Annotated in this window: 11 protein-coding genes; 9 read left to right on the forward strand and 2 right to left on the reverse strand. The window is 71.1% G+C overall.

Annotated features, from left to right (window positions below; genetic code table 11):
* Positions 1-19 precede the first annotated feature (19 nt).
* On the forward strand, positions 20-1204 hold the full coding sequence (locus B0293_RS02940) for an MFS transporter (RefSeq protein WP_005152725.1): 1185 nt from the start codon (positions 20-22) through the stop codon (positions 1202-1204).
* Here the strand turns inward: B0293_RS02940 and B0293_RS02945 are convergent.
* Entirely contained in the window at positions 1182-2171 is a 990-nt protein-coding gene (locus tag B0293_RS02945) for a YeiH family protein (protein ID WP_005152718.1), read from the reverse strand. The two genes, B0293_RS02940 and B0293_RS02945, sit on opposite strands and share 23 nt — an antisense overlap.
* A 71-nt stretch (positions 2172-2242) precedes the next feature.
* On the opposite strand from B0293_RS02945, the gene B0293_RS02950 reads away from it, so the two are divergent.
* From B0293_RS02950 to B0293_RS02975, 6 genes are all read left to right on the forward strand, one after another.
* Positions 2243-3148, forward strand: coding sequence for a LysR family transcriptional regulator (locus B0293_RS02950; RefSeq protein WP_005152716.1), 906 nt, complete (start codon positions 2243-2245; stop codon positions 3146-3148).
* 472 nt (positions 3149-3620) lie between these two features.
* Positions 3621-10088 (forward strand): type I polyketide synthase, encoded by a 6468-nt coding sequence (locus tag B0293_RS02955; RefSeq protein WP_039916054.1) that lies wholly within the window; start codon positions 3621-3623, stop codon positions 10086-10088.
* 3 nt (positions 10089-10091) lie between these two features.
* Positions 10092-14363: a beta-ketoacyl synthase N-terminal-like domain-containing protein gene (locus tag B0293_RS02960; RefSeq protein ID WP_005152712.1), complete on the forward strand. Its 4272-nt coding sequence runs from the start codon at positions 10092-10094 to the stop codon at positions 14361-14363.
* Complete coding sequence (locus B0293_RS02965; protein WP_005152711.1) at positions 14353-14652, forward strand: acyl carrier protein; 300 nt, start codon at positions 14353-14355, stop codon at positions 14650-14652. Before B0293_RS02960 ends, B0293_RS02965 begins: the two co-directional genes overlap by 11 nt.
* Positions 14653-14654: 2 nt before the next feature.
* The gene (locus tag B0293_RS02970; RefSeq protein ID WP_005152710.1) at positions 14655-15446 is read left to right on the forward strand and encodes an alpha/beta fold hydrolase; all 792 of its coding nucleotides are present in this window, start codon (positions 14655-14657) and stop codon (positions 15444-15446) included.
* On the forward strand, positions 15447-16589 hold the full coding sequence (locus B0293_RS02975; protein ID WP_005152709.1) for a glycosyltransferase: 1143 nt from the start codon (positions 15447-15449) through the stop codon (positions 16587-16589).
* Here B0293_RS02975 and B0293_RS02980 read toward each other — a convergent pair.
* Positions 16586-17587 (reverse strand): serine hydrolase domain-containing protein, encoded by a 1002-nt coding sequence (locus tag B0293_RS02980; protein ID WP_005152708.1) that lies wholly within the window; start codon positions 17585-17587, stop codon positions 16586-16588. The genes B0293_RS02975 and B0293_RS02980 overlap by 4 nt on opposite strands.
* A gap of 174 nt (positions 17588-17761) precedes the next feature.
* Between B0293_RS02980 and ctaD the strand changes: the two genes are divergently transcribed.
* Together ctaD and B0293_RS02990 are read left to right on the forward strand one after the other, a co-directional pair.
* Positions 17762-19420: an aa3-type cytochrome oxidase subunit I gene (gene ctaD / locus B0293_RS02985; RefSeq protein ID WP_209437252.1), complete on the forward strand. Its 1659-nt coding sequence runs from the start codon at positions 17762-17764 to the stop codon at positions 19418-19420.
* A 10-nt stretch (positions 19421-19430) separates the two neighbouring features.
* Positions 19431-19973, forward strand: a complete 543-nt coding sequence (locus B0293_RS02990; RefSeq protein WP_005152706.1) for a bifunctional nuclease family protein — start codon at positions 19431-19433, stop codon at positions 19971-19973.
* Positions 19974-19979 lie beyond the last annotated feature (6 nt).

Raw genomic sequence — 19979 nt, forward strand, 5'->3', positions numbered from 1 at the left:
TGGTGATGGGCTGAAGCACATGACCGCTTCGACCCTCGACACCTCCGCGCGAACCCCGCTGAAGGGATGGCTCGCCGTCCTCGCGGTGACGCTCGGGATCTTCTCCCTCGTCACCACGGAGATCCTGCCGATCGGCCTCCTGACCCCGATCGGCGAGGACTTCCGGATCACGCCGGGGACGGCGGGCCTGACCATGACCCTGCCCGGCTTCCTCGCCGCGCTCGCCGCTCCGGCCGTCACCGTCGCCGCCGGGCGGCTCGACCGCCGGATCCTGCTGTGCGCGCTGATGGTGGTGCTGGCGCTGGCCGACGTCCTCGCGGCGACCGCGCAGGCCTACTGGGCGGTGCTGGTCTCGCGAGTCCTGGTCGGACTGGTGATCGGCGCGTTCTGGGCGATCGGCTCCGGGCTCGCCGCGCGGCTCGTCGGACCCGGGCACGCGGGCCGCGCGACCGCGGTGATCTTCTCCGCCGTGCCGCTCGGTTCCGTGCTGGGCGTGCCCGCCGGGACGTTCGTCGGCGAGCTGTTCGGCTGGCGGGCCGCCTTCGCCGTGCTGGCGGTCTTCACGATCGGCGTGCTCGCCGCGCTGGCGTGGGCGCTGCCTCCGCTGACTCCACTGCCCTCGACGGACGCGACCCGGCTCGGCGTCCTGCGCGAGATGACCCGCGGGCGGGCGACCCGGATCGGCCTGCTCGTCACGGTGCTGGTCGTCCTCGCCCACTTCGGGACCTACACCTACATCACGCCACTGCTGCGCCAGGTGACGCAGGTGAGCCCGGAGCTGATCACCGTCTTCCTGCTGGTCTACGGCACCGCCGGGATCGCGGGCAACTTCGTCGCCGGAGCGGCGATCGCCCGCGATCTCCGGCTGACCTTCCTCACCGCCGCCGGGCTGATCGGCGTCGCCACCTGCGCGCTGCCCTTCCTCGGAGACTCGAAAGCGGCCACGCTCGCGCTGCTGGTGATCTGGGGGTTCGCCTACGGGGCCGTCCCGGTCTGCTCGGGGACGTGGTTCGCGCGGGCGGCACCGCAGGCGCCCGAGGCGGCGTCGGTGCTGTTCACCTCGTCGTTCCAGGCGACCCTCTCGGCGGGCGCACTGCTCGGCGGGTTCGTCGTCGACACGACGTCCGTCTCGGTCGTGATGGTGGCGGGCGGGGTGCTCGCGCTGCTCGCGGTCGGCGTGCTCAGCCGAGCACGGTCAGCGTGACCAGCGCGGTGGTCCCGACCAGCAGGGTGGAGAGCAGGCCGAGCAGCAGGGCACGGCCGCCGGTGCGGACGAGGGTGCCGATCCGGACCGCGCAGCCCAGCCCGAACAGCGCCCCGGCCAGCAGCAGCGTGCAGGCGATCTTGGCGACGTCGAGCGCGGGCCCCGGCACGATCCCGGTGCTGCGCACGGCGGCCATCGCCAGGAAACCGAGGACGAACAGCGGGACCAGCGGGGGCCGCTTCCCGTCGACGGGACGGTGGCGTTCGGCCACGCCGACGGCGGCGACCATCGGGGCCAGCAGGACCACCCGGCTGAGCTTGATCACGATGGCGACCGCGATGGCGGCGGCGCCCGCGGGCGTGGCCGCGGCGACGACCTGCGCGACCTCGTGCACGGAGAGCCCGGCCCATTCGCCGATCCGGGTCGCGTCCAGGTGCAGCCAGCCACCGATCAGGGGGACGGCCGCGATGGCGAGCCCGCCGTAGAAGGTGACCAGCGCGACGGCGGTCGCGACGTCGGAATCCTCGCGTTTCACGACGCCTTCCATGGCGGCGATGGCGGACGCCCCGCAGATCGAGAACCCGGTCGCGACCAGCATCGCCAGGCCACGCGGCACGCCGAGGAGCCTGCCGAGGCCGATCGTGCCGAGGAACGTAATCCCGACCGTGAGCACGCCGGCGAGCAGCGTCCCGGGCCCCAGCGCCAGGACCGACGGGAGCGAGAGCTGCAGGCCCAGCAGCACGACACCGGCGCGGAGCAGCTTCTTGGTGACCCCGGCGATCGCCTTGCGGGTCTCTTCCGACAACGACGACAGCGAGCCGGTGAGGATGCCGAGCACGACGGCGATGGTGAGCGCGCTGACGACCGGGAAAGCGGTGCCGACCAGGTACGCGGCGGCCACACCGGCGCCGGTGACGGCCAAGGCGGTCAGGTAGGGCTTCGTCGGTCTCGCGTGCGTGGTGCTCATGGTTCGAGCCTCGCCCGGACGAGGGCGCCTCGGTAGCCGGGAATACCGGGGGTAGATCATACACTTGGGCTATGACCGCACCCGACCTGGACTCCCTGCGCCTGCTGGTGCTCGTGGACGAGCTCGGCAGCATCGGGCAGGCCGCGGCCAGCCTCGGGATCGCGCAGCCGTCGGCGAGCAAACGACTGTCCACAGTCGAGCGACGGCTCGGCCTGGTCCTGGTCGACCGTACGCGTCGGGGGTCCGCGCTCACCCCCGACGGCCGGGTCATCGCGGGCTGGGCGAGTCGCGTGCTGTCCGAACTCGACGGTCTGCTCGACGGCGCCGAAGCGCTGCGCACCCAGCACGAGGCGCAGCTGCGGGTGGCCGCGAGCATGACACTGGCCGAGTATCTGGTGCCGGGCTGGATCGGCGAGCTCAAACGCGGCGACCCCGGGCTGTACCTCGGGCTGGAGGTCACCAACTCCGATCAGGCCGCCGAACTGGCACGAGAGGGCAAGGTCGACCTCGGGTTCGTCGAGTCGCCCGGTCCGCTGCCCGGACTTTCGACGAGGCGGGTGGCCACCGATCGCCTGGTCCTCGTCGTACCCGTAAACCATCCGTGGGCGCGCAAGCGCCGTCCCGTGACCGCGGCCGAGCTGGCGATCACGCCGCTCGTGGTCCGCGAACCGGGTTCCGGGACCAGGGAGACCGTGGACGCCGCGCTGCGCAAGGCCGGTGTCGGACCGGCGAAACCATTGCTGGAACTGGGTTCCGCCTCCGCTGTCGGCAACGCCGTGATCGCGGGCGCCGGTCCGGCGGTGATCAGTGAACTCGCCATCGTCCGGGACGTCGCCGAAAGCAGGCTCGTCCCGGTCGCCGTCGAGGGCGTCGACTTCGGCCGGGAACTGCGGGCGGTGTGGCCTGCCGGGCGGCGGCTCGCCGGTCCGGCCGCGGCGCTGCTGGCCATCGCGGTACGGAATGCGAAATCCCGGTGAGTCCTTTCATGTTCCTCTGTGAACGGCCCGTTAATCGCGCGTGATACCGAAAGTCCCGGCGGCGTGGATACCGACGATAGGGCGAATCGCGGGCAATTCCCCGGAATGGCGGCGGACCACCATTTCCGGTGGTACTGGCGAAAGCGGAATGGCGAACTCCGGGTAACAGGCCGGATGGCGTATCGGCTGTTGGGACACCTGGTCGTTGACGGCACTTCCCTGGTACTGCGGGAAAATGTGGCGTCTTCGATGTCCGCCGTGTATCCGGAACGCTAATTTTCCGCGACGATCCTCGCGTTTCGCAGGTCGGCGTACCGCCATCCGGTTCCTGTGACCGGAAACCCTACTGTCGAGTATTGACGTGAAGCCCCGCCTGCGTTTAAGTACGCCCGGTAACCAAATCACTCTTCCGTGTGCTCGGAGGCTTCCCGTGGGTAAGTCACTTCGTGGCTCCGACACTTCTGCTGCCTTATTGCCGACCGGTACGGCGGATCTGCTCATCGCGGTGCATCCCTTCGGGGTGCCTTCCGCGCGGTTCGCCGCGACGGCGACGCGGGCCGGCGCGCTCGGCGTCCTGGATCTGACCAGCGGAAACCGGGCCGCCCGCGAGGAACTCGACCTGGCCGTGGACTGGCTCGGAACCGGCATCGCCGTTCGCGTCGCGGGTCCGGTCGAGCTTCCCGATGCGGTGCACACGGTTCTGCTCGCCGCTGACTCCGTAATGTCCACTGTGGACTTCAAAGGGCGGCGAGTCCTCGCGGAGGTCACCAGCCGAGACGAGGCCGCCGAAGCCGTCGCCTCCGGCGCGGACGGCTTGATCGCGCGTGGCCACGAGTCGGGCGGCCGGGCGGGCGAACTCGGCACGTTCGTCTTCCTGCAACAGCTGCTGGCCGATCCCGCGATCGATATCCCGGTCTGGGCGTACGGCGGGATCGGCGCGCACACGGCGGCCGCCGCCATTGCCGGTGGCGCCGCCGGTGTCGTGCTCGACACGGCGTTCGCGCTGCTCTCCGAGGCGGAACTCGGCTCGGACGTCACGATGGCGGTGGAAGGCCTCGACGGCTCCGAGTCCATTGTGGACGGCGGCGTGCGGGCGCTCCGGCGCCATCGTGCGGTGGAAGTCGGGCAGGACGCGTTCCTGCCTCAGCGTTTCCGCGACACCTGGGGCACGCTCCCCGCCGCGATCCGGGGCGTCCGCGCGTCGATCGCCGAAGGCCTCGCCGCCTCCGGTGGTCCGCTGCCGCTCGCGCAGGGCCCGATGACCAGGGTCAGTGACCAGCCCGAGTTCGCCGAGGCCGTCGCCGCCGGGGGAGCGCTGCCGTTCCTGGCGCTGGCGTTGTCCGGGCCCGCGCAGACCCGCGAGATGCTCGAAAAGACCAAGACGGTGCTGGGCGACGCGCCTTGGGGCGTCGGGGTGCTCGGGTTCGCGGCCGAGGACGTCCGCGCGTCGCAACTCGAGGTGATCCGCGAGATCCGGCCGAGCCACGCGATCATCGCCGGTGGCCGTCCGGCGCAGGCGAAGGCGCTGGAGGACGTCGGTATCTCGACGTTCCTGCACGTCCCTTCGCCGGGACTGCTGCGCCAGTTCCTCGAAGCGGGCGCGCGCAAGTTCGTCTTCGAGGGCTCCGAATGCGGTGGTCACGTCGGCCCGCGAGCCAGTTTTCCGTTGTGGGAAGCCCAGATCGACGTCCTCCGGGACTACGCGGCCGACGTCGAGGTGTTCTTCGCCGGGGGAGTGCACGACGAGCGTTCGGCCGCGATGGTCACCGCCGCCGCGGCACCGCTGACCCGGCTCGGCGCGACCGTCGGCCTGCTGATGGGCACCGCGTACCTGTTCACCGAAGAAGCCGTCCGCGCGGGCGCCGTCCTGCCGTTGTTCCAGCGCCAAGTCGTCGAAGCCACGCGCACCGATCTGCTGGAGACCGCGCCGGGGCACGCGACGCGGTGCGTGCGGTCGGCTTTCACGACCGAATACGCGGAACTCAAACGCGCGCTGAAGGACCAGGAAGTACCGGACCGCGAGGCCTGGGAACGGCTGGAGAAGCTCAACGTCGGGCGGCTTCGCCTGGCCAGCAAGGGGATCGAGCGGATCGGGGACACGCTCAGCCCGGTCCCCGAGCGGCGGCAGCTCACCGAAGGCATGTTCATGGCGGGCGACGTCGCCGTCCTCCGGTCCGAGGTCACGACGATCGCCCGGCTGCACGAGGCCGTGGGCCCGGGGGCTCGGGCGTTCCTCGAAGCCAGGGCGGCCGAGTTGCTGGAACCACGGCCCGAGGAGCCCGCGCCGGAACCGCTCGACATCGCCATCGTGGGAATGGCCTGCGTCTTCCCGCAGGCCGGGGATCTCCCGTCGTTCTGGTCGAACATCCTGTCCGGAGCGGATTCGGTGACCGAGGTCCCGGCACACCGCTGGGATCCGGCGCTCTACTACGCGCCCGGCGGAGACGGCGAGAAGACGCCCTCGCGCTGGGGCGGGTTCCTGCCGGAGATCCCGTTCGACCCGCTCGACCACGGCATCCCGCCCGCATCGCTCGCCAGTATCGAACCGGTCCAACTGCTGGCGCTGGAGGTGTCACGGCGGGCGCTCGCCGACGCCGGGTACACCGAACGGGCCTTCGACCGGTCCCGCACCTCGGTGGTCTTCGGCGCGGAAGCCGGGAGCGACCTGTCCAACGCGATGACCCTGCGGACCGTGCTCCCGTCCTACCTCGGCGAACTCCCCGCCGACCTCGACCGCCAGCTGCCGCGGCTGACCGAGGACTCGTTCCCCGGCGTGCTCGCCAACGTCATCGCCGGCCGGATCGCGAACCGGCTCGACCTCGGCGGCGCGAACTACACGGTCGACGCGGCGTGCGCGTCCTCGCTGACCGCCGTCGACGCCGCCTGCAAGGAACTCGTCACCGGCACCAGCGACCTCGTCCTGTGCGGCGGCGCCGATCTGCACAACGGCATCAACGACTACCTGCTGTTCTCCTCGGTGCACGCACTCTCGCCGTCCGGCCGCTCGGCCACCTTCGACAGCGACGCCGACGGGATCGCGCTGGGCGAGGGCGTCGCGTGCGTCGTGCTGAAGCGGCTGGCGGACGCCGAACGCGACGGCGACCGGGTGTACGCCGTCATCAAGGGCGTCGGCAGCGCCAGCGACGGCCGGGCGCTCGGGCTCACCGCGCCGCGGCCGGAGGGCCAGCACAACGCGCTGACCAGGGCTTACCGCAACGCCGGGATCTCGCCGTCCCGCGTCGGGCTCGTCGAGGCGCACGGCACCGGCACGGTCGTCGGCGACCGCACCGAACTCGGCACCCTGACCCAGGTGTTCACCGAGGCGGGCGCCGAACCCGGCCGGTGCGTGCTCGGTTCGGTGAAGTCCCAGATCGGGCACACGAAGTGCGCCGCCGGACTGGCCGGGCTGATCAAGGCGAGTCTCGCGCTGCACACGGCCGTCAAACCGCCGACGCTGCACCTGACCAAGCCGAATCCCGCGTGGGACCCGGCGACCAGCCCGTTCGCGTTCCACACCGAGGCCCGGCCGTGGGCGGAGGACGAACGCGTCGCCGGGGTGAGCGCGTTCGGCTTCGGCGGCACCAACTTCCACGTCGTCCTTACGTCGCACGAGGGAGCCGTCCCGCCCGCGAAGACCCTCGACGCATGGCCCGCCGAGCTGTTCCTGTTCGCGGGCAAGGACGACAAGGACGCCGAGGATCTGCTGTCCGCCACTGGGCAGGGCTGGCAGCTGCGTGACCTGGCGCTGGCCGCGTCCCGCCGGGCGGAGTCACGGGGCGGCCGGACGAGGTTCGCCGTCGTCGCGTCCACTGTGGACGAACTCGCCGTCTTGCTCCGCAGGGCCATCGCGGGTGAACGCGACGAGAACGCCGGTATCTTCGCCGCCGACGGCGAACCTGTGGGCGAGATCGCGTTCCTCTTCCCCGGGCAGGGCGGCCAGCGGCCCGGGATGTTCGCCGACCTGTTCGTCGCGTTCCCGGAACTGCGGCGTTACCTCACGCGCGCCGGGAGCACTGTCGACGTCTTGTTCCCGCCCGCCGCGTTCGACGAGGCCGGGCGTGAGGACCGGCTCGCCCGGCTGACCGACACCCGCGCCGCGCAACCCGCGCTCGGGGTCGCCGGCCTCGCCGCGCACCATCTGCTGGGGAAGGCCGGGGTCCGCCCCTCGATGGTGGCGGGGCACAGCTACGGCGAACTCGTAGCGCTCACCGCCGCCGGTGCGCTGAGCTCGGCCTCGCTGCTCGAATGCAGCCGGGCGCGAGCGGCGGCGATCCTCGGCGCGACCGGCACCGGCGACCCGGGAACGATGGCGGCCGTCGCCGCGAACGCCGAGGACGTCACTGACGCGCTCGTCGCGGAAGGCTTGGCCGAGGCCGTCGTCACCGCCAACCGGAACTCGCCGAAGCAGACGGTGATCTCGGGACCGACCGACGCCGTCGCCACGGCCGTGGACCGGTTGCGGGGACGCGGGTTCGGCGTGAAGAGCATCCCGGTCGCCTGCGCGTTCCACAGTCCGCTGGTCGCCCCGGCGGAGGCGGAGTTCGCGCGCGTGCTCGACGCCGTCCCGGTGCGCGAACCGGAGATCCCGGTGTGGGCCAACCGGACCGCCGCGATCTATCCGGCGGACCCGGACGGGATCCGCGCCGGGCTGGCCGCGCAGATCGGCGCGCCGGTGCGGTTCGCGGAGCAGATCGAAGCCATGTACGAGGCAGGCGCCCGGACGTTCGTCGAAGCGGGCCCGGGATCCGTCCTCGCCCGGCTCGTCGGCGCCGTGCTCAACGGCCGTCCACATCGGACGGTCACGTTCGAGAGCGGTCGCCGCACCGGGGTTCCCGGTTTCCTCGCCGCGCTGGCCAGGCTGGCGGTCGCCGGTGCGGACGTCCGCACCGGCAGGCTGTTCACCGGCCGCGCGTGCGCGGACGCGCTGTCCGCACGTCCGCCGAAGAAGGCGGGCTGGACCGTCGACGGCCAGCTCGTCCGCACCGCCGACGGCGAAATCCCCGCCGCCGCCCTGCACCCAGCCCAGCGAATCCCCACGGAGGCGATCGTGACATCCCGGCCCGGCCACGACGGCGGCGAGGCGCTCATCTCGGAGTTCCTCCGCACCAGCCGCGAGATGATCGCCGCGCAACGGGACGTCCTGCTCGGCTACTTCGGCACCGATCCCGGCGCCCGCCCGGCCGCGCCCGTCGTCCTTCCCTCGGTGCCGGAGCCGGTCTTCGAACGGGAGCCCGAGCCGGTGCGCGCCGAGGTCGCTCCCGAACGTTCGGTGTTCGACGTCGTCGTCGAGGTGATCGGGGAGCGGACCGGCTACCCGGCCGACATGATCGAGCCCGATCTGGACCTGGAAGCGGATCTGAGCGTCGATTCGATCAAGCGCGCCGAGATCGCCGGCGAGCTGGCGAACCGGCTGGGCCTCGTCGGCGGCGATCCCGAGGTGTTGGCCAAGGCCAGGACCGCGGCCGCGCTGACGGACCTGATCACCGGCAGCGGAACCGGAGACGCGCCTGAGGCCGAGGAGACCGAGGCCGTCGTGGTGGCGCCGAAGCGGTACCTGATGCGGGAGTTCGACCTCGCCGGCGCCGTCCCCGCCGACGAGGAACTCGCCGGGCTTCGCTTCGCCGTCGTCGGTGAGGGCCAGGTCGCCGAAATGCTCGTCGCCCGGCTCGCCGGGTACGGCGCCGAAACCGAGCTGGTCCCAGGCGTGCCGGGACGCGGCACGGACGGCGTGTTCCACCTGTCGCCGACGTTCCCCGACGATTTCCCGCTGTACCAGGCCGTCCTGGCGGGCGGGCCGCGCTGGCTCATCGCGAACGGCCCGGCCGACGGTGCCCGCGGCTTCTTCCGCACGGTGGCCAAGGAGTATCCGGACACGGTCGCCCGCGTCGTCGAGCAGCGTCCGGAGTCCACTGTGGACGAACAGGTCGAGACCCTGCTCGCGGAGCTGTCTGCCGGGGACTGGGAACCGGTCGTCGTCCGCCGGGACGGGGCGCGGCGAGGTCTGCGGATGACCGAGGAAAGCCTCGGGCTGCTCGGCAGCACGGGCGCCGGTCCGGCGGGTGACGGGACCGCCGAAGCCGAAGCGCTCGGCCTGGACCGGGATTCGGTCGTCCTCCTGGTCGGCGGGGCGAAGGGCATCACGGCCCGGCTGGCCACCACGCTGGCCTCGGCGTCACGCTGCCGCATCGAGCTGTTCGGCCGTACCGCCGTGCCCATCGACGGCGAGGAACCGGAGATCGCCACCGCCAGGACGACGGCCGAGTTACGCGCGGCCCTCATCGAGAGCGGGCTGACCAAACCGGCCGAGATCGAGCGGACCATCCGGCTCATCGAGGCCGAACGCGAGGTCCGGGGGACGCTGCGGCGGATCAGCGGCCTCGGCAGCCCGGTGCGCTACCACTCGGTGGACATGCTCGACGCCGAGGCCGTGCACCGCGCGGTCAAGGAGATCCACGCCGAACACGGCCGGATCGACGGCATCGTCTACGCGGCGGGCGTCATCGAGGACAAACTGATCGCGGAGAAGGACCCGGCGTCGTTCGACCGCGTCTTCGCCACCAAGGTCGAAGGGGCGGGCACCCTGCTCGCGGCGGCGGGCGAACTGCCGGAGGCCCCGAGGTTCGCCGTCCTGTTCGGCAGTGTCGCGGCGACACTCGGCAACCGGGGACAGTCCGACTACGCGGCCGCGAACGACGCGCTGGAGGCGCTGGGCCATCGATGGTCCACTGTGTACGGACGTCGCGGGCTCACCGTCCACTGGGGACCGTGGGCGCCGACCGGCGTCAACAACGGAATGGTCACCCCGGAACTCATGCGGGACTACGCCCGGCGCGGGATCGAACTGATCGACCCCGAGGAAGGCACGTTGAGCCTGCTGCGTGAGCTGGCGTGGGGCGACGAGGGCCTGACGGCCGTCACGTACACCGCGTCGGGGTGGTGACCGGTGGCCGAAACACCCCCGATCGCGATCGTCGGGATGTCGGTGCTGTTCCCCGGCGCCCCTGACCTCGACACCTACTGGCGCAACATCGTCGACGGCGTCGACGCGATCACCGAGGTCCCCGCGGACCGCTGGGATCCGGCTTTCTATCAGCCCGACGCGGAACCGCGGGCGGACCGGATCTACTGCCGTCGCGGCGGTTTCGTCGGTGAACTGGCCGACGTGGACGTCGCAGGCTTCGGCGTGATGCCGTCGTCGGTCCCGGGCACCGAACCCGATCAGCTGATCGCGCTGCGGGTGGCCGCGCAGGCCATCGCCGACGCCGGCGGCGAGCACCGGCTGCCCTCCGACCGGCAGCGGACCGGCGTCATCCTCGGCCGCGGCGGGTATCTCACACCCGGCCTGGTGCGGCTCGACCAACGCGTCCGCACGGCCGCGCAGGTCGTCCGCACGCTCGGCGAACTGATGCCCGAACTCGACGGCGAGCGGCTGGAGGAACTCCGCCAGGCCTTCACCGACCGCCTCGGGCCCGAGGCCCCCGACGCCGCGATCGGGCTCGTGCCCAACCTCGCCGCCTCCCGGCTCGCGAACCGGCTCGACCTGCGCGGTCCCGCGTACACGGTGGACGCCGCCTGCGCCTCCTCACTCGTCGCCGTCGACCACGCCGTGCGTGAACTGGCGACCGGGCGGTGCGACGTGGTGCTGGCAGGCGGCGTGCACCATTGCCACGACGTCACCTTCTGGAGTGTGTTCTCCCAGCTCGGCGCGTTGTCACGGAGTCAGCGGATCCGGCCGTTCCACCAGGACGCGGACGGCGTGCTGATCGGCGAGGGCACCGGCGTCGTCGTGCTGAAGCGGCTGGAGGACGCCGAACGCGACGGTGACCGGGTCTACGCCGTCGTCACCGGGACCGGCGTGGCCAGCGACGGCCGGACCGCCGGACTGTCCAATCCGGACACCGCAGGGCAGGTCCGTGCGGTGCGGCAGGCCTGGACCGCCGCGGGGGTCGACCCCGCCTCGATCGGGCTGCTCGAAGCGCACGGGACCGCGACCCCGGCGGGTGACGCCGCCGAACTGGCGACGATCGCGGAGGTCTTCGGGCAGGCGGAGGAGCCGACGGCGGTGCTCGGCTCGGTCAAGTCGATGATCGGGCACACCATGCCGGCGGCGGGCGTCGCCGGGCTGGTCAAGGCCGCTTTGGCCGTGTACCACGGGGTTCTCCCACCGACCCTGCACTGCGACGAACCGCATCCGGCGCTGGCCGCGACCCGCTTCGAGACCCTCGGCACCGCGAAGGTCTGGGAGACCGACGACCGGCGGCCGGTGCGCCGCGCCGGGGTCAACGCCTTCGGATTCGGCGGGATCAACGCCCACGTCGTGCTGGAACAGGCCGCGACGCGCGGGCCTGTAGTGGTCTCCGAACCCGAACGTGTCCTGCGGCTGTCCGCGCCGACCGTCGCCGAGATGGGCTGCCTGCTCGACCGGGACGACCTCCTGGACACCGGGGACACCGGACGCGGCCGGATCCGGCTCGGTCTCGTCGACCCGACGCCCAAACGGCTCAACCTGGCCAGGAAAGTGGTCGCGAAGGGCAGACCCTGGCGCGGCCGCAACGACCTCTGGTTCGTTCCGGAACCACTGCTCGGCGCGGCCGGTGGCAAACTCGCGTTCGTCTTCCCCGGGCTGGAGAACGAATTCGAGGCCCACGCCGACGACATCGCCCGGCACTTCGGCCTGCCCTGGGATTCGCCGGACGTCACCGTCGGCGACGTCGGCAGGCACGGCAAGGGTGTGTTCCAGCTGGGCAGGCTCCTCGACGCGGCGTTACGCGGACTGCGCGTGACGCCGGACGCGCTCGCCGGGCACAGCCTGGGGGAGTGGACCGCCATGGCCGTCGCCGGGATCCACGCCGACGCGGAGGTCGACGCGTTCCTGGCGGGCTTCGATCCCGACGCGCTCAAGGTCCCGGGGCTGGCTTTCGCGGTGATCGGCGCGGATGCCTGTGCCGTCGCAAAAGTCCTCAATGGACAGTCCGAAGTGGTCCTCTCGCACGACAACGCGCCCAACCAGTCGATGATCTGCGGTCCCTCGGAAGCCGTCGACGGCTTCGTCCGCGCGTTCCGCGTCGACGGCGTGATCTCCCAGGTGCTGCCGTTCCGGTCCGGTTTCCACACCCCGATGCTCGCGCCGTATCTCGGCCCGATCCGCGAGGCCGCCGAGCGCTACACCCTGCATCCGGCGAAAGTCCCGGTCTGGTCGGCCACGACGGGGAAGCACTACCCGTCACCGGCCGCGGAAGTCCGGGCACTGTTCGTCCGGCATCTGCTGGAACCAGTGCGGTTCCGGGGCCTCGTCGAGAACATGTACGCGGCCGGGTTCCGCGCGTTCGTGCAGACGGGCGCCGGTCAGCTCGGCTCGCTGATCGGGAACACCCTGCACGACCGCGAACACCTCGTCGTCGCCGCGCATTCCGCGCATCGGCCGGGTCTTCCGCAACTTCTGCGGGTGGCCACCGCCCTCTGGGCCGACGGCGCCGATCCGGCGTTCGAACTCCTGCCGGGGCAGGGCGGCAAGCGCGGCCGGACGATCCGTCTCGATCTCGGCGGCCCGCTGGTGTCGCTCGACGAGAGCGTCTGGCGCGGGTTCCGGCCCCGCGCGACCCGGACGTCCACTTTGGACCGGATCGGGGAGCGGAACCCGCTCGCGGCCGAGCTCTCCGGGCTGCTGGCCGACACCGCCGGTCTGGCGGCCGAACTGTTCGCGGCCAGGCGGACACCCCGCCTCCGGCCGCTGCGCACCGAACTCCGGGTGTCCGTCGAGACGATGCCGTATCTGCTCGACCATTGTTTCTTCAAACAGCCCACCGGTGCGGATCCCGCCGACGCGTGGCCGGTCGTGCCTGCCACGACGGTGATCGGGCACTTGATGGACTTCGCCGAACAGGCGGCGCCGGGCAGCCGCGCGGTCGCGCTGGAGGACGTCCGGCTGAACCAGTGGATCGCCGCGACACCCGCGCTGGACGTGCCGGTGAGCGTAGTGCCCCAAGGCCCTTCCCAGGCCTGCGTGTCGCTGGGCGAGTACTCCCAGGCCGTCGTCGGACTGGACGCCGGATTCCCCGCCGACCGGCCCCGGCCGTGGACGTTTCCGGCCGGGAGCGAGCGGAAGCCGGACCTGTTCGCCGAGCAGCTCTACACCGAGCGCTGGATGTTCCACGGGCCGAAGTTCCAGGGCGTCGAGGAACTGGTCGCGTCCGGTGAGCGGCACGTACGCGGGATACTGCGGACGCCGGAAGCGCCGGGGGCGCTGCTCGACAACGCCGGTCAGCTGCTCGGGTACTGGATCATGTCCCGGCTGAGTGGCCGCACCACGGTGTTCCCGGTGGGGATGCGGCGGATCCGGTTCTACGGCGAGCATCCCCTGCCGGGAGAGCGGCTCGACTGCGTCGTCCGCGTCGTCTCGGTCACCGACGCGGAGGTCGAAGCGGACGTCCAGCTGATCCGCCGCGGCCGGGTCTGGGCGGAGATCGAGGGCTGGCGTGACCGCCGGTTCGACAGCGACCCGGTGATCCGCGCGGTGGACCGGCGGCCCGAACGCGCCACGCTGTCCGAGGAGCGGCCGGGCCGCTGGGCCCTGGTCCGCGAGCGCTGGCCCGATCTCGCGACCCGCGACCTGATCATGCGGAACATGCTGGCGGGTGGGGAAAGACAGGCATACGCGAGTCAATCGCCACGCCGGAGACGGGCCTGGCTGCTCGGGCGGATCGCGGCGAAGGACGCCGTGCGCCGTCTCTTGTGGACAGACGGCGAAGGCGACATATTCCCCGCCGAACTCCGGATCGGGAACGAGTCATCGGGTGCGCCGACCGTGTCGGGAGCTTACGGACGGGAGCTGCCCCGGCTCACCGTCTCGATCGCCCACCGGGACGCGCTCGGTGTCGCGATCGCCCGCCGGGGACCGTGCGGGATCGACGTCGAGGCCGTCGAAGACCGTCCGGAGAGCACGGTCGCCGCTGCCCTCACCGAAACCGAACGAGCGCTGCTCGGCGCACCGGAGGCCTTGTGGTTCACCAGATTCTGGGCCGCGAAGGAGGCCGTCGCGAAACGGCTCCGCACCGGCCTGCGCGGCGACCCGCACGCCTTCACCGTCGTCGAGGTGGACGGCGGACGGCTCACCGTCGAAACGGGCGGTGCCCGGTATCCGGTTCGGCACACCACGATCACCACCCCGGCGAAGAAGTACGTCGTGGCTTGGACGGAGAACGAAGATGACCACTGAAACCGCATCCGCCGCGACCGTCCTGGCCGACATCGCCGTGATGCTGCGTGAACTGCTCGAGGAATACGGGCTGGACGACGCCGAGATCGGCCGGGACACGAAGTTCCACGACGATCTCGGACTGGAGAGCGTCGACCTCGTGACGCTGTCCGGCCGGTTGCGCGACCACTACGGCGACAAGGTCAACTTCGCCGAGTTCATCGCGGAACGCGAACTGGACGAGATCATCGCGCTGACCGTCGGCGAGCTGGTCGACCACGTCGTCGAGTCCCTGACCGGGAAGGCCTGAGCATGGCTAGGGTCAAGGTCGGAGACCTCGACGTCCACGTCCAGCGCCTCGGGCCTTCGGACGAAGCTGCGCCCGTCGTGGTGTTCGTCCACGGTCTCCTCACCGACAGCCTGGCGAGTTACTACTTCACCCTCGGAACGGCCTTCGCCGCACAGGGGATCGACGTCGTCATGTACGACCTTCGCGGGCACGGGCGCACCACCCGGCCCGCCACCGGTTACCGGCTGGAGGAGTTCGTCGGTGACCTCGACGGCCTGCTCACCGCGCTCGGGATCGACCGGCCGGCGCACGTGGTCGGGAACTCGTTCGGCGGCTCGGTCGCGTTCGGTCTCGCGGCTTCGCGACCAGGACGCGTCGCCAGCGTGATCGCCATCGAGGCGGAACCGCCCGTGCGGGCCTGGATCGGGCACATGGCAGAAGGGCTGGCCGACGCGAAGAACAGGCTCGCGCACGATGAGGTGATCGGGTGGATCGCCGAGAACCACGGCGCGCACACCGCCCGGCTGTCGAAAGCGGCGTACCGGATCCTGGCGGCCACCACACTGGCCGAGGACATCCCGCTGAGCCGGACCATCGACGACGACCTCGCGGCGGTGCGCTGCCCGGTGTTCGCGCTGTTCGGCGACCGGTCCGGACTCGCGGAGCAGGTCCCGGACCTGGAGGCGAACCTCGCCCGCTGCCGCACGGTCGTCCTGCCGGACCAGGGACATTCGGTGCTCGTCGAGCGCACCGCGGAGACGTCGGAGCTGATCCTGGGCTGGGTGCGCGAACACTCCTGCGAAACGGCGGTCTAAGTGGGCAGATTCCTCTTCGTCACGCCGCCGCTGACCGGGCACGTCAACCCTGCGGTGGGTGTCGCGGCCGCCCTGGCCGCGCGCGGGCACGAGGTCGCCTGGGCGGGGCAGCCGCAGGTCATCCGGCGGCTCGCCGGCGACGGCGCCGACGTGTTCCCGTGCGCCGTCCCGCGAGGACTGCCCCAGCGCGACGCGAGCCTCAAGGGACCGGCGGCGTTCCGGTTCCTGTGGGAGGAGTTCCTGATCCCGCTGGCCGAGGCGATGGCGCCCGGGATCCGCGCGGCGATCGCCCGGTTCCGGCCGCAGGTGGTGGTCGCCGACCAGCAGGCCATCGCGGGCGGACTCGTCGCCGACGGGCTCGGCCTGCCGTGGGTCAGCTCCGCGACGACGTCCGCGGAGCTCGTCGACCCGCTGGCCGGGATGCCGAAGGTGGCGGCCTGGCTCGACGACCTCCTCGACGGTCTGCGCGCGCGGATCGACGGCGGCCCCGCCGACCCCAGGATGTCCCCGCACGGGGTGCTCGCGTTCACCACCCGGGAACTGCTCGGCCCGGCCCCGCTGCCGAAGCGGGTCCGGCTGGTCGGGCCGTCGATCGGCGGGCGCGCGCCAACCGGCGACTTCCCGTGGGACTGGCTCGACCCGGCGATGCCGACGGTGTTCGTGACGCTGGGGACGGCCAACGTCGACGCCGCCGGGGACTTCCTCGGCGCGGCCGCCCGCGGGCTGTCCCGGGTCGCCGGGATCCGGACCGTCGTCGCCGATCCGGGCGGCGCCGTGGGGCAGGTGGGGGACACGGTGCTCGTGGTGCCGCGGGTGCCCCAGATGGCCTTGCTGGCGCGGGTCGACGCCGTCGTCTGCCACAGCGGGCACAACACCGTCTGCGAGAGCCTGTGGCACGGGGTGCCGCTCGTGGTCGCGCCGATCCGGGACGACCAGCCGATCGTCGCCGGGCAGGTCGTCGACGCGGGCGCCGGGATCCGGCTGCGGTTCGGCCGCGCGAAACCCGACCGGATCGCGACCGCGGTGACCAAGGTGCTGGACGATCCGGCGTATCGGTCGGCCGCCGAAAAGGTGGGCGCCTCGTTCCGGGAAGCGGGCGGGGCCGCGACGGCGGCCGACCACCTGGAGGCGCTGCTCGGCTAGGAGATCGCGGCGGAGACCTCATGCAGAAGCTGTCCGGCGTCCTCGCCCCAGCGGGAGACGATGACGAGGTCGCGTTCGGGATCGACCCACAGCAGGTGCCTGCCGCCGTTCCCGCGAGCGCACCGGCCGCTCGCCGGGGCGGCGGGGTAGACCCGCTGCCGGTCGTTGAGCCACCAGAGGTAGCCGTAATCCTGGTTGTGGTCACACGGGCGCCAGGTGCGGTCGATCCACTCGGCACTGAGCAGCCGGCGACCGTGGTCGTAGCCATCGCGCAGATAGAGCAGGCCGAGGAGGGCGAGGTCGTCGGCGGAGATCCACAGGCCGCCTCCCCAATGCGCTCCGCCGCTGACGACGGGAACGTCTTCGCCGCCGATGCCGGTCGTCGCGCCGCGGTAGCCGTGCCATGACCAGGTGCCGGACGCGCCCAGCGGACCCAGGACGCCGTCCCGCAGCACGGCGGGCAGCGGCCGGCCGAACAGGCGGGTGAGCGCGAGGCAGAGCAGGTTCACCCGGACGTCGTTGTAAGCCCATCCGGCGCCTGGAAGGGCGTCCGGCGGCGCGCTTCCCGGACGGTGACTCCCGGCGTCCGCCCAGGCCGGTTTGCCCCAGAGCTCACCGTCCCACTGGCCGGTCTGCTGGAGCAGGTGGTGCCACGTGATCGTGCTCCCGCGACGATCCTCCAGTTCGGGCATGTCGAGTGTGCCCGCCACCGGCCGGTGGACGTCGGGGATCTGTCCGGCGTCGAAGGCGAGGCCCGCGACCGTCGAAACGACACTTTTGGTGGCGCTGAACGCCATTTCGGGGACGCTGGGATCGCCCCAGGAAGCGACGCGTTCCCCGCCGTGGACGACCACTCCGGAGGCTCCGGACGCGGCCAGTACCGGCCCGATCACTTCGCGGTGGAAATCGTCGGTCACCTGAGAGTCCAGGTAACTCGTCATGTCCTCGATACCCGGCGTGACACGCTCTCGCTGTGCCGCCACGGCGGCACGGACCATGGACGGATTCAAGTCAGCCCCCTTCACTCCCGGTCGCCAGGGTCCTCTACTCGGCTAGCCCTTGAAAAGCCCGCGTGTAGGGACTCTCCTGGAGGGGTACCAGCTTTCAGAAGGTGTGTCCTCGTGCTGGGAGTCGCCGTGACCACAGTGAAGACATCGCCCCGACCGGAGGCCATCCGCTTCGGCGGGCGGCCTCGCGCCCCCAAAGGCTCCGTGTTCCTCAGCGTCGTCCGCACCACCGACCACAAGACGATCGGCCTGCTCTACCTCGGCACCTCGTTCGCGTTCTTCCTCGCCGGCGGGTTCATGGCGCTGCTGATGCGCGCCGAACTCGGCAGGCCGGGGTTGCAGTTCCTTTCGCAGGAGCAGTACAACCAGCTGTTCACCATGCACGGCACGATCATGCTGCTGCTGTACGCGACGCCGAATCTCTTCGCCTTCGCCAACTACATCCTCCCGTTGCAGATCGGGTCGCCGGACGTCGCGTTCCCCCGGCTGAACGCGTTTTCCTACTGGCTTTACCTTTTCGGCGGCACGATGACGCTCACCTCGTTCGTCACCCCGGGCGGAGCACCCGACTTCGGCTGGACGGCCTACACGCCGCTTTCGGCCGCCGCGCACGCGCCAGGGGTCGGCGCGGATCTGTGGATCATGGGCCTGATCGTGTCCGGGCTGGGCACGATCCTCAGCGCGGTCAACATGATCACGACGATCCTCTGCCTGCGCGGGCCGGGGATGACCATGTTCCGGCTGCCGCTGTTCACCTGGAACATCCTCTTCACCACGATCCTGATCCTGATCGCGTTCCCCATCCTCACCGCCGCGCTGTTCGCGCTGGAAGCCGACAGACGGCTGGGCGCGCACGTCTTCGACCCGGCCAACGGCGGGGTGATCCTGTGGCAGCACCTGTTCTGGTTCTTCGGCCATCCCGAGGTCTACATCGTCGCGTTGCCGTATTTCGGCATCGTGACCGAGATCGTCCCGGTGTTCAGCCGGAAACCGTTGTTCGGCTACAAGACCATGGTGTTCGCGACGATCTCGATCACCGCGCTGTCGATCGCGGTGTGGGCGCACCACATGTTCGCCACCGGCGCGGTCCTGTTGCCGTTCTTCTCGATCATGACGTTCCTCATCGCGGTGCCGACCGGGATCAAGTTCTTCAACTGGATCGGCACCATGTGGAAAGGACAGCTGACCTTCGAATCGCCGATGCTGTGGTCGGTCGGGTTCATGGTGACGTTCCTGCTCGGCGGGCTGACCGGGATCATCCTCGCCTCACCGCCGCTGGACTTCCACGTGCACGACAGCTACTTCGTGGTCGCGCATTTCCACTACGTGCTGTTCGGCACCATCGTTTTCGCCACCTTCGCCGGGATCTACTTCTGGTTCCCCAAGATGACCGGCCGGATGCTCGACGAGCGGCTCGCGAAATGGCATTTCTGGACCACGTTCATCGGCTTCCACACGACGTTCCTCGTCCAGCACTGGCTCGGCAACGAAGGCATGCCGCGCCGCTACGCCGACTACCTCACTTCGGACGGATTCACCACGCTCAACACGATTTCCACGATCGGCGCGTTCCTGCTGGGCGCGTCGGTGCTGCCGTTCCTCTGGAACGTCGTCCGCAGCTTCCGGTTCGCCGACGTCGTCGAAGTCGACGACCCGTGGGGACACGGGAACTCCCTGGAGTGGGCGACGACCTGTCCGCCTCCCCGGCACAACTTCTTAGACCTGCCGAGGATCCGGTCCGAACGGCCGGCGTTCGAACTCCACTATCCGCACATGGTTTCCCGACTGCGTGCCGAGGCGCATTCCGGCCGACCGAAGGAATGAGGTACCGCGCATGATCCCGATGGACGTCGAGGGGATGGCCGTCCTGGCTCCGGAAGCGGCACCGGTGATGCTGCTGCGGGAGCGGGAGGGCGAACGCCGCTGGCTGGCGATCACGATCGGCGGCCCCGAGGCGAGCGCGGTGGCGCTCGCGCAGGAGAAGATCCGGCTGCCGCGGCCCGGCACGATCGAACTGATCGGGAAGGTGGTCGAGTCGTTCGGGCATCGGGTCACCGGGGTGGAGGTCACCGCGCTGCGGGACGGCATCTTCTTCGCCGACCTCGTGTTCGATTCCGGGATCCGCATCTCTGCCCGGCCGAGCGACGCGGTCGCGATCGGGCTGCGCGCCGGGGTCGTGATCGAAGTGGCTGATTCGGTGCTGGAGGTCGCTTCGGTGCGGGTCGAGATCGTGGGCGCCGGGCCCGACGCGGAACTGCCGTCGGTGCCGCCGGATCCGGCGGCGCAGGAGCGGGAGGTCGAGGAGTTCCGGGCGGCGCTGGACAAGATCGTGCCGGAGGACTTCGGCGACCTACCGCCCGACCCGCCTGGCCACTGAGCTACG

The organism is Amycolatopsis azurea DSM 43854, from assembly GCF_001995215.1.
Lineage (GTDB): Bacteria > Actinomycetota > Actinomycetes > Mycobacteriales > Pseudonocardiaceae > Amycolatopsis > Amycolatopsis azurea.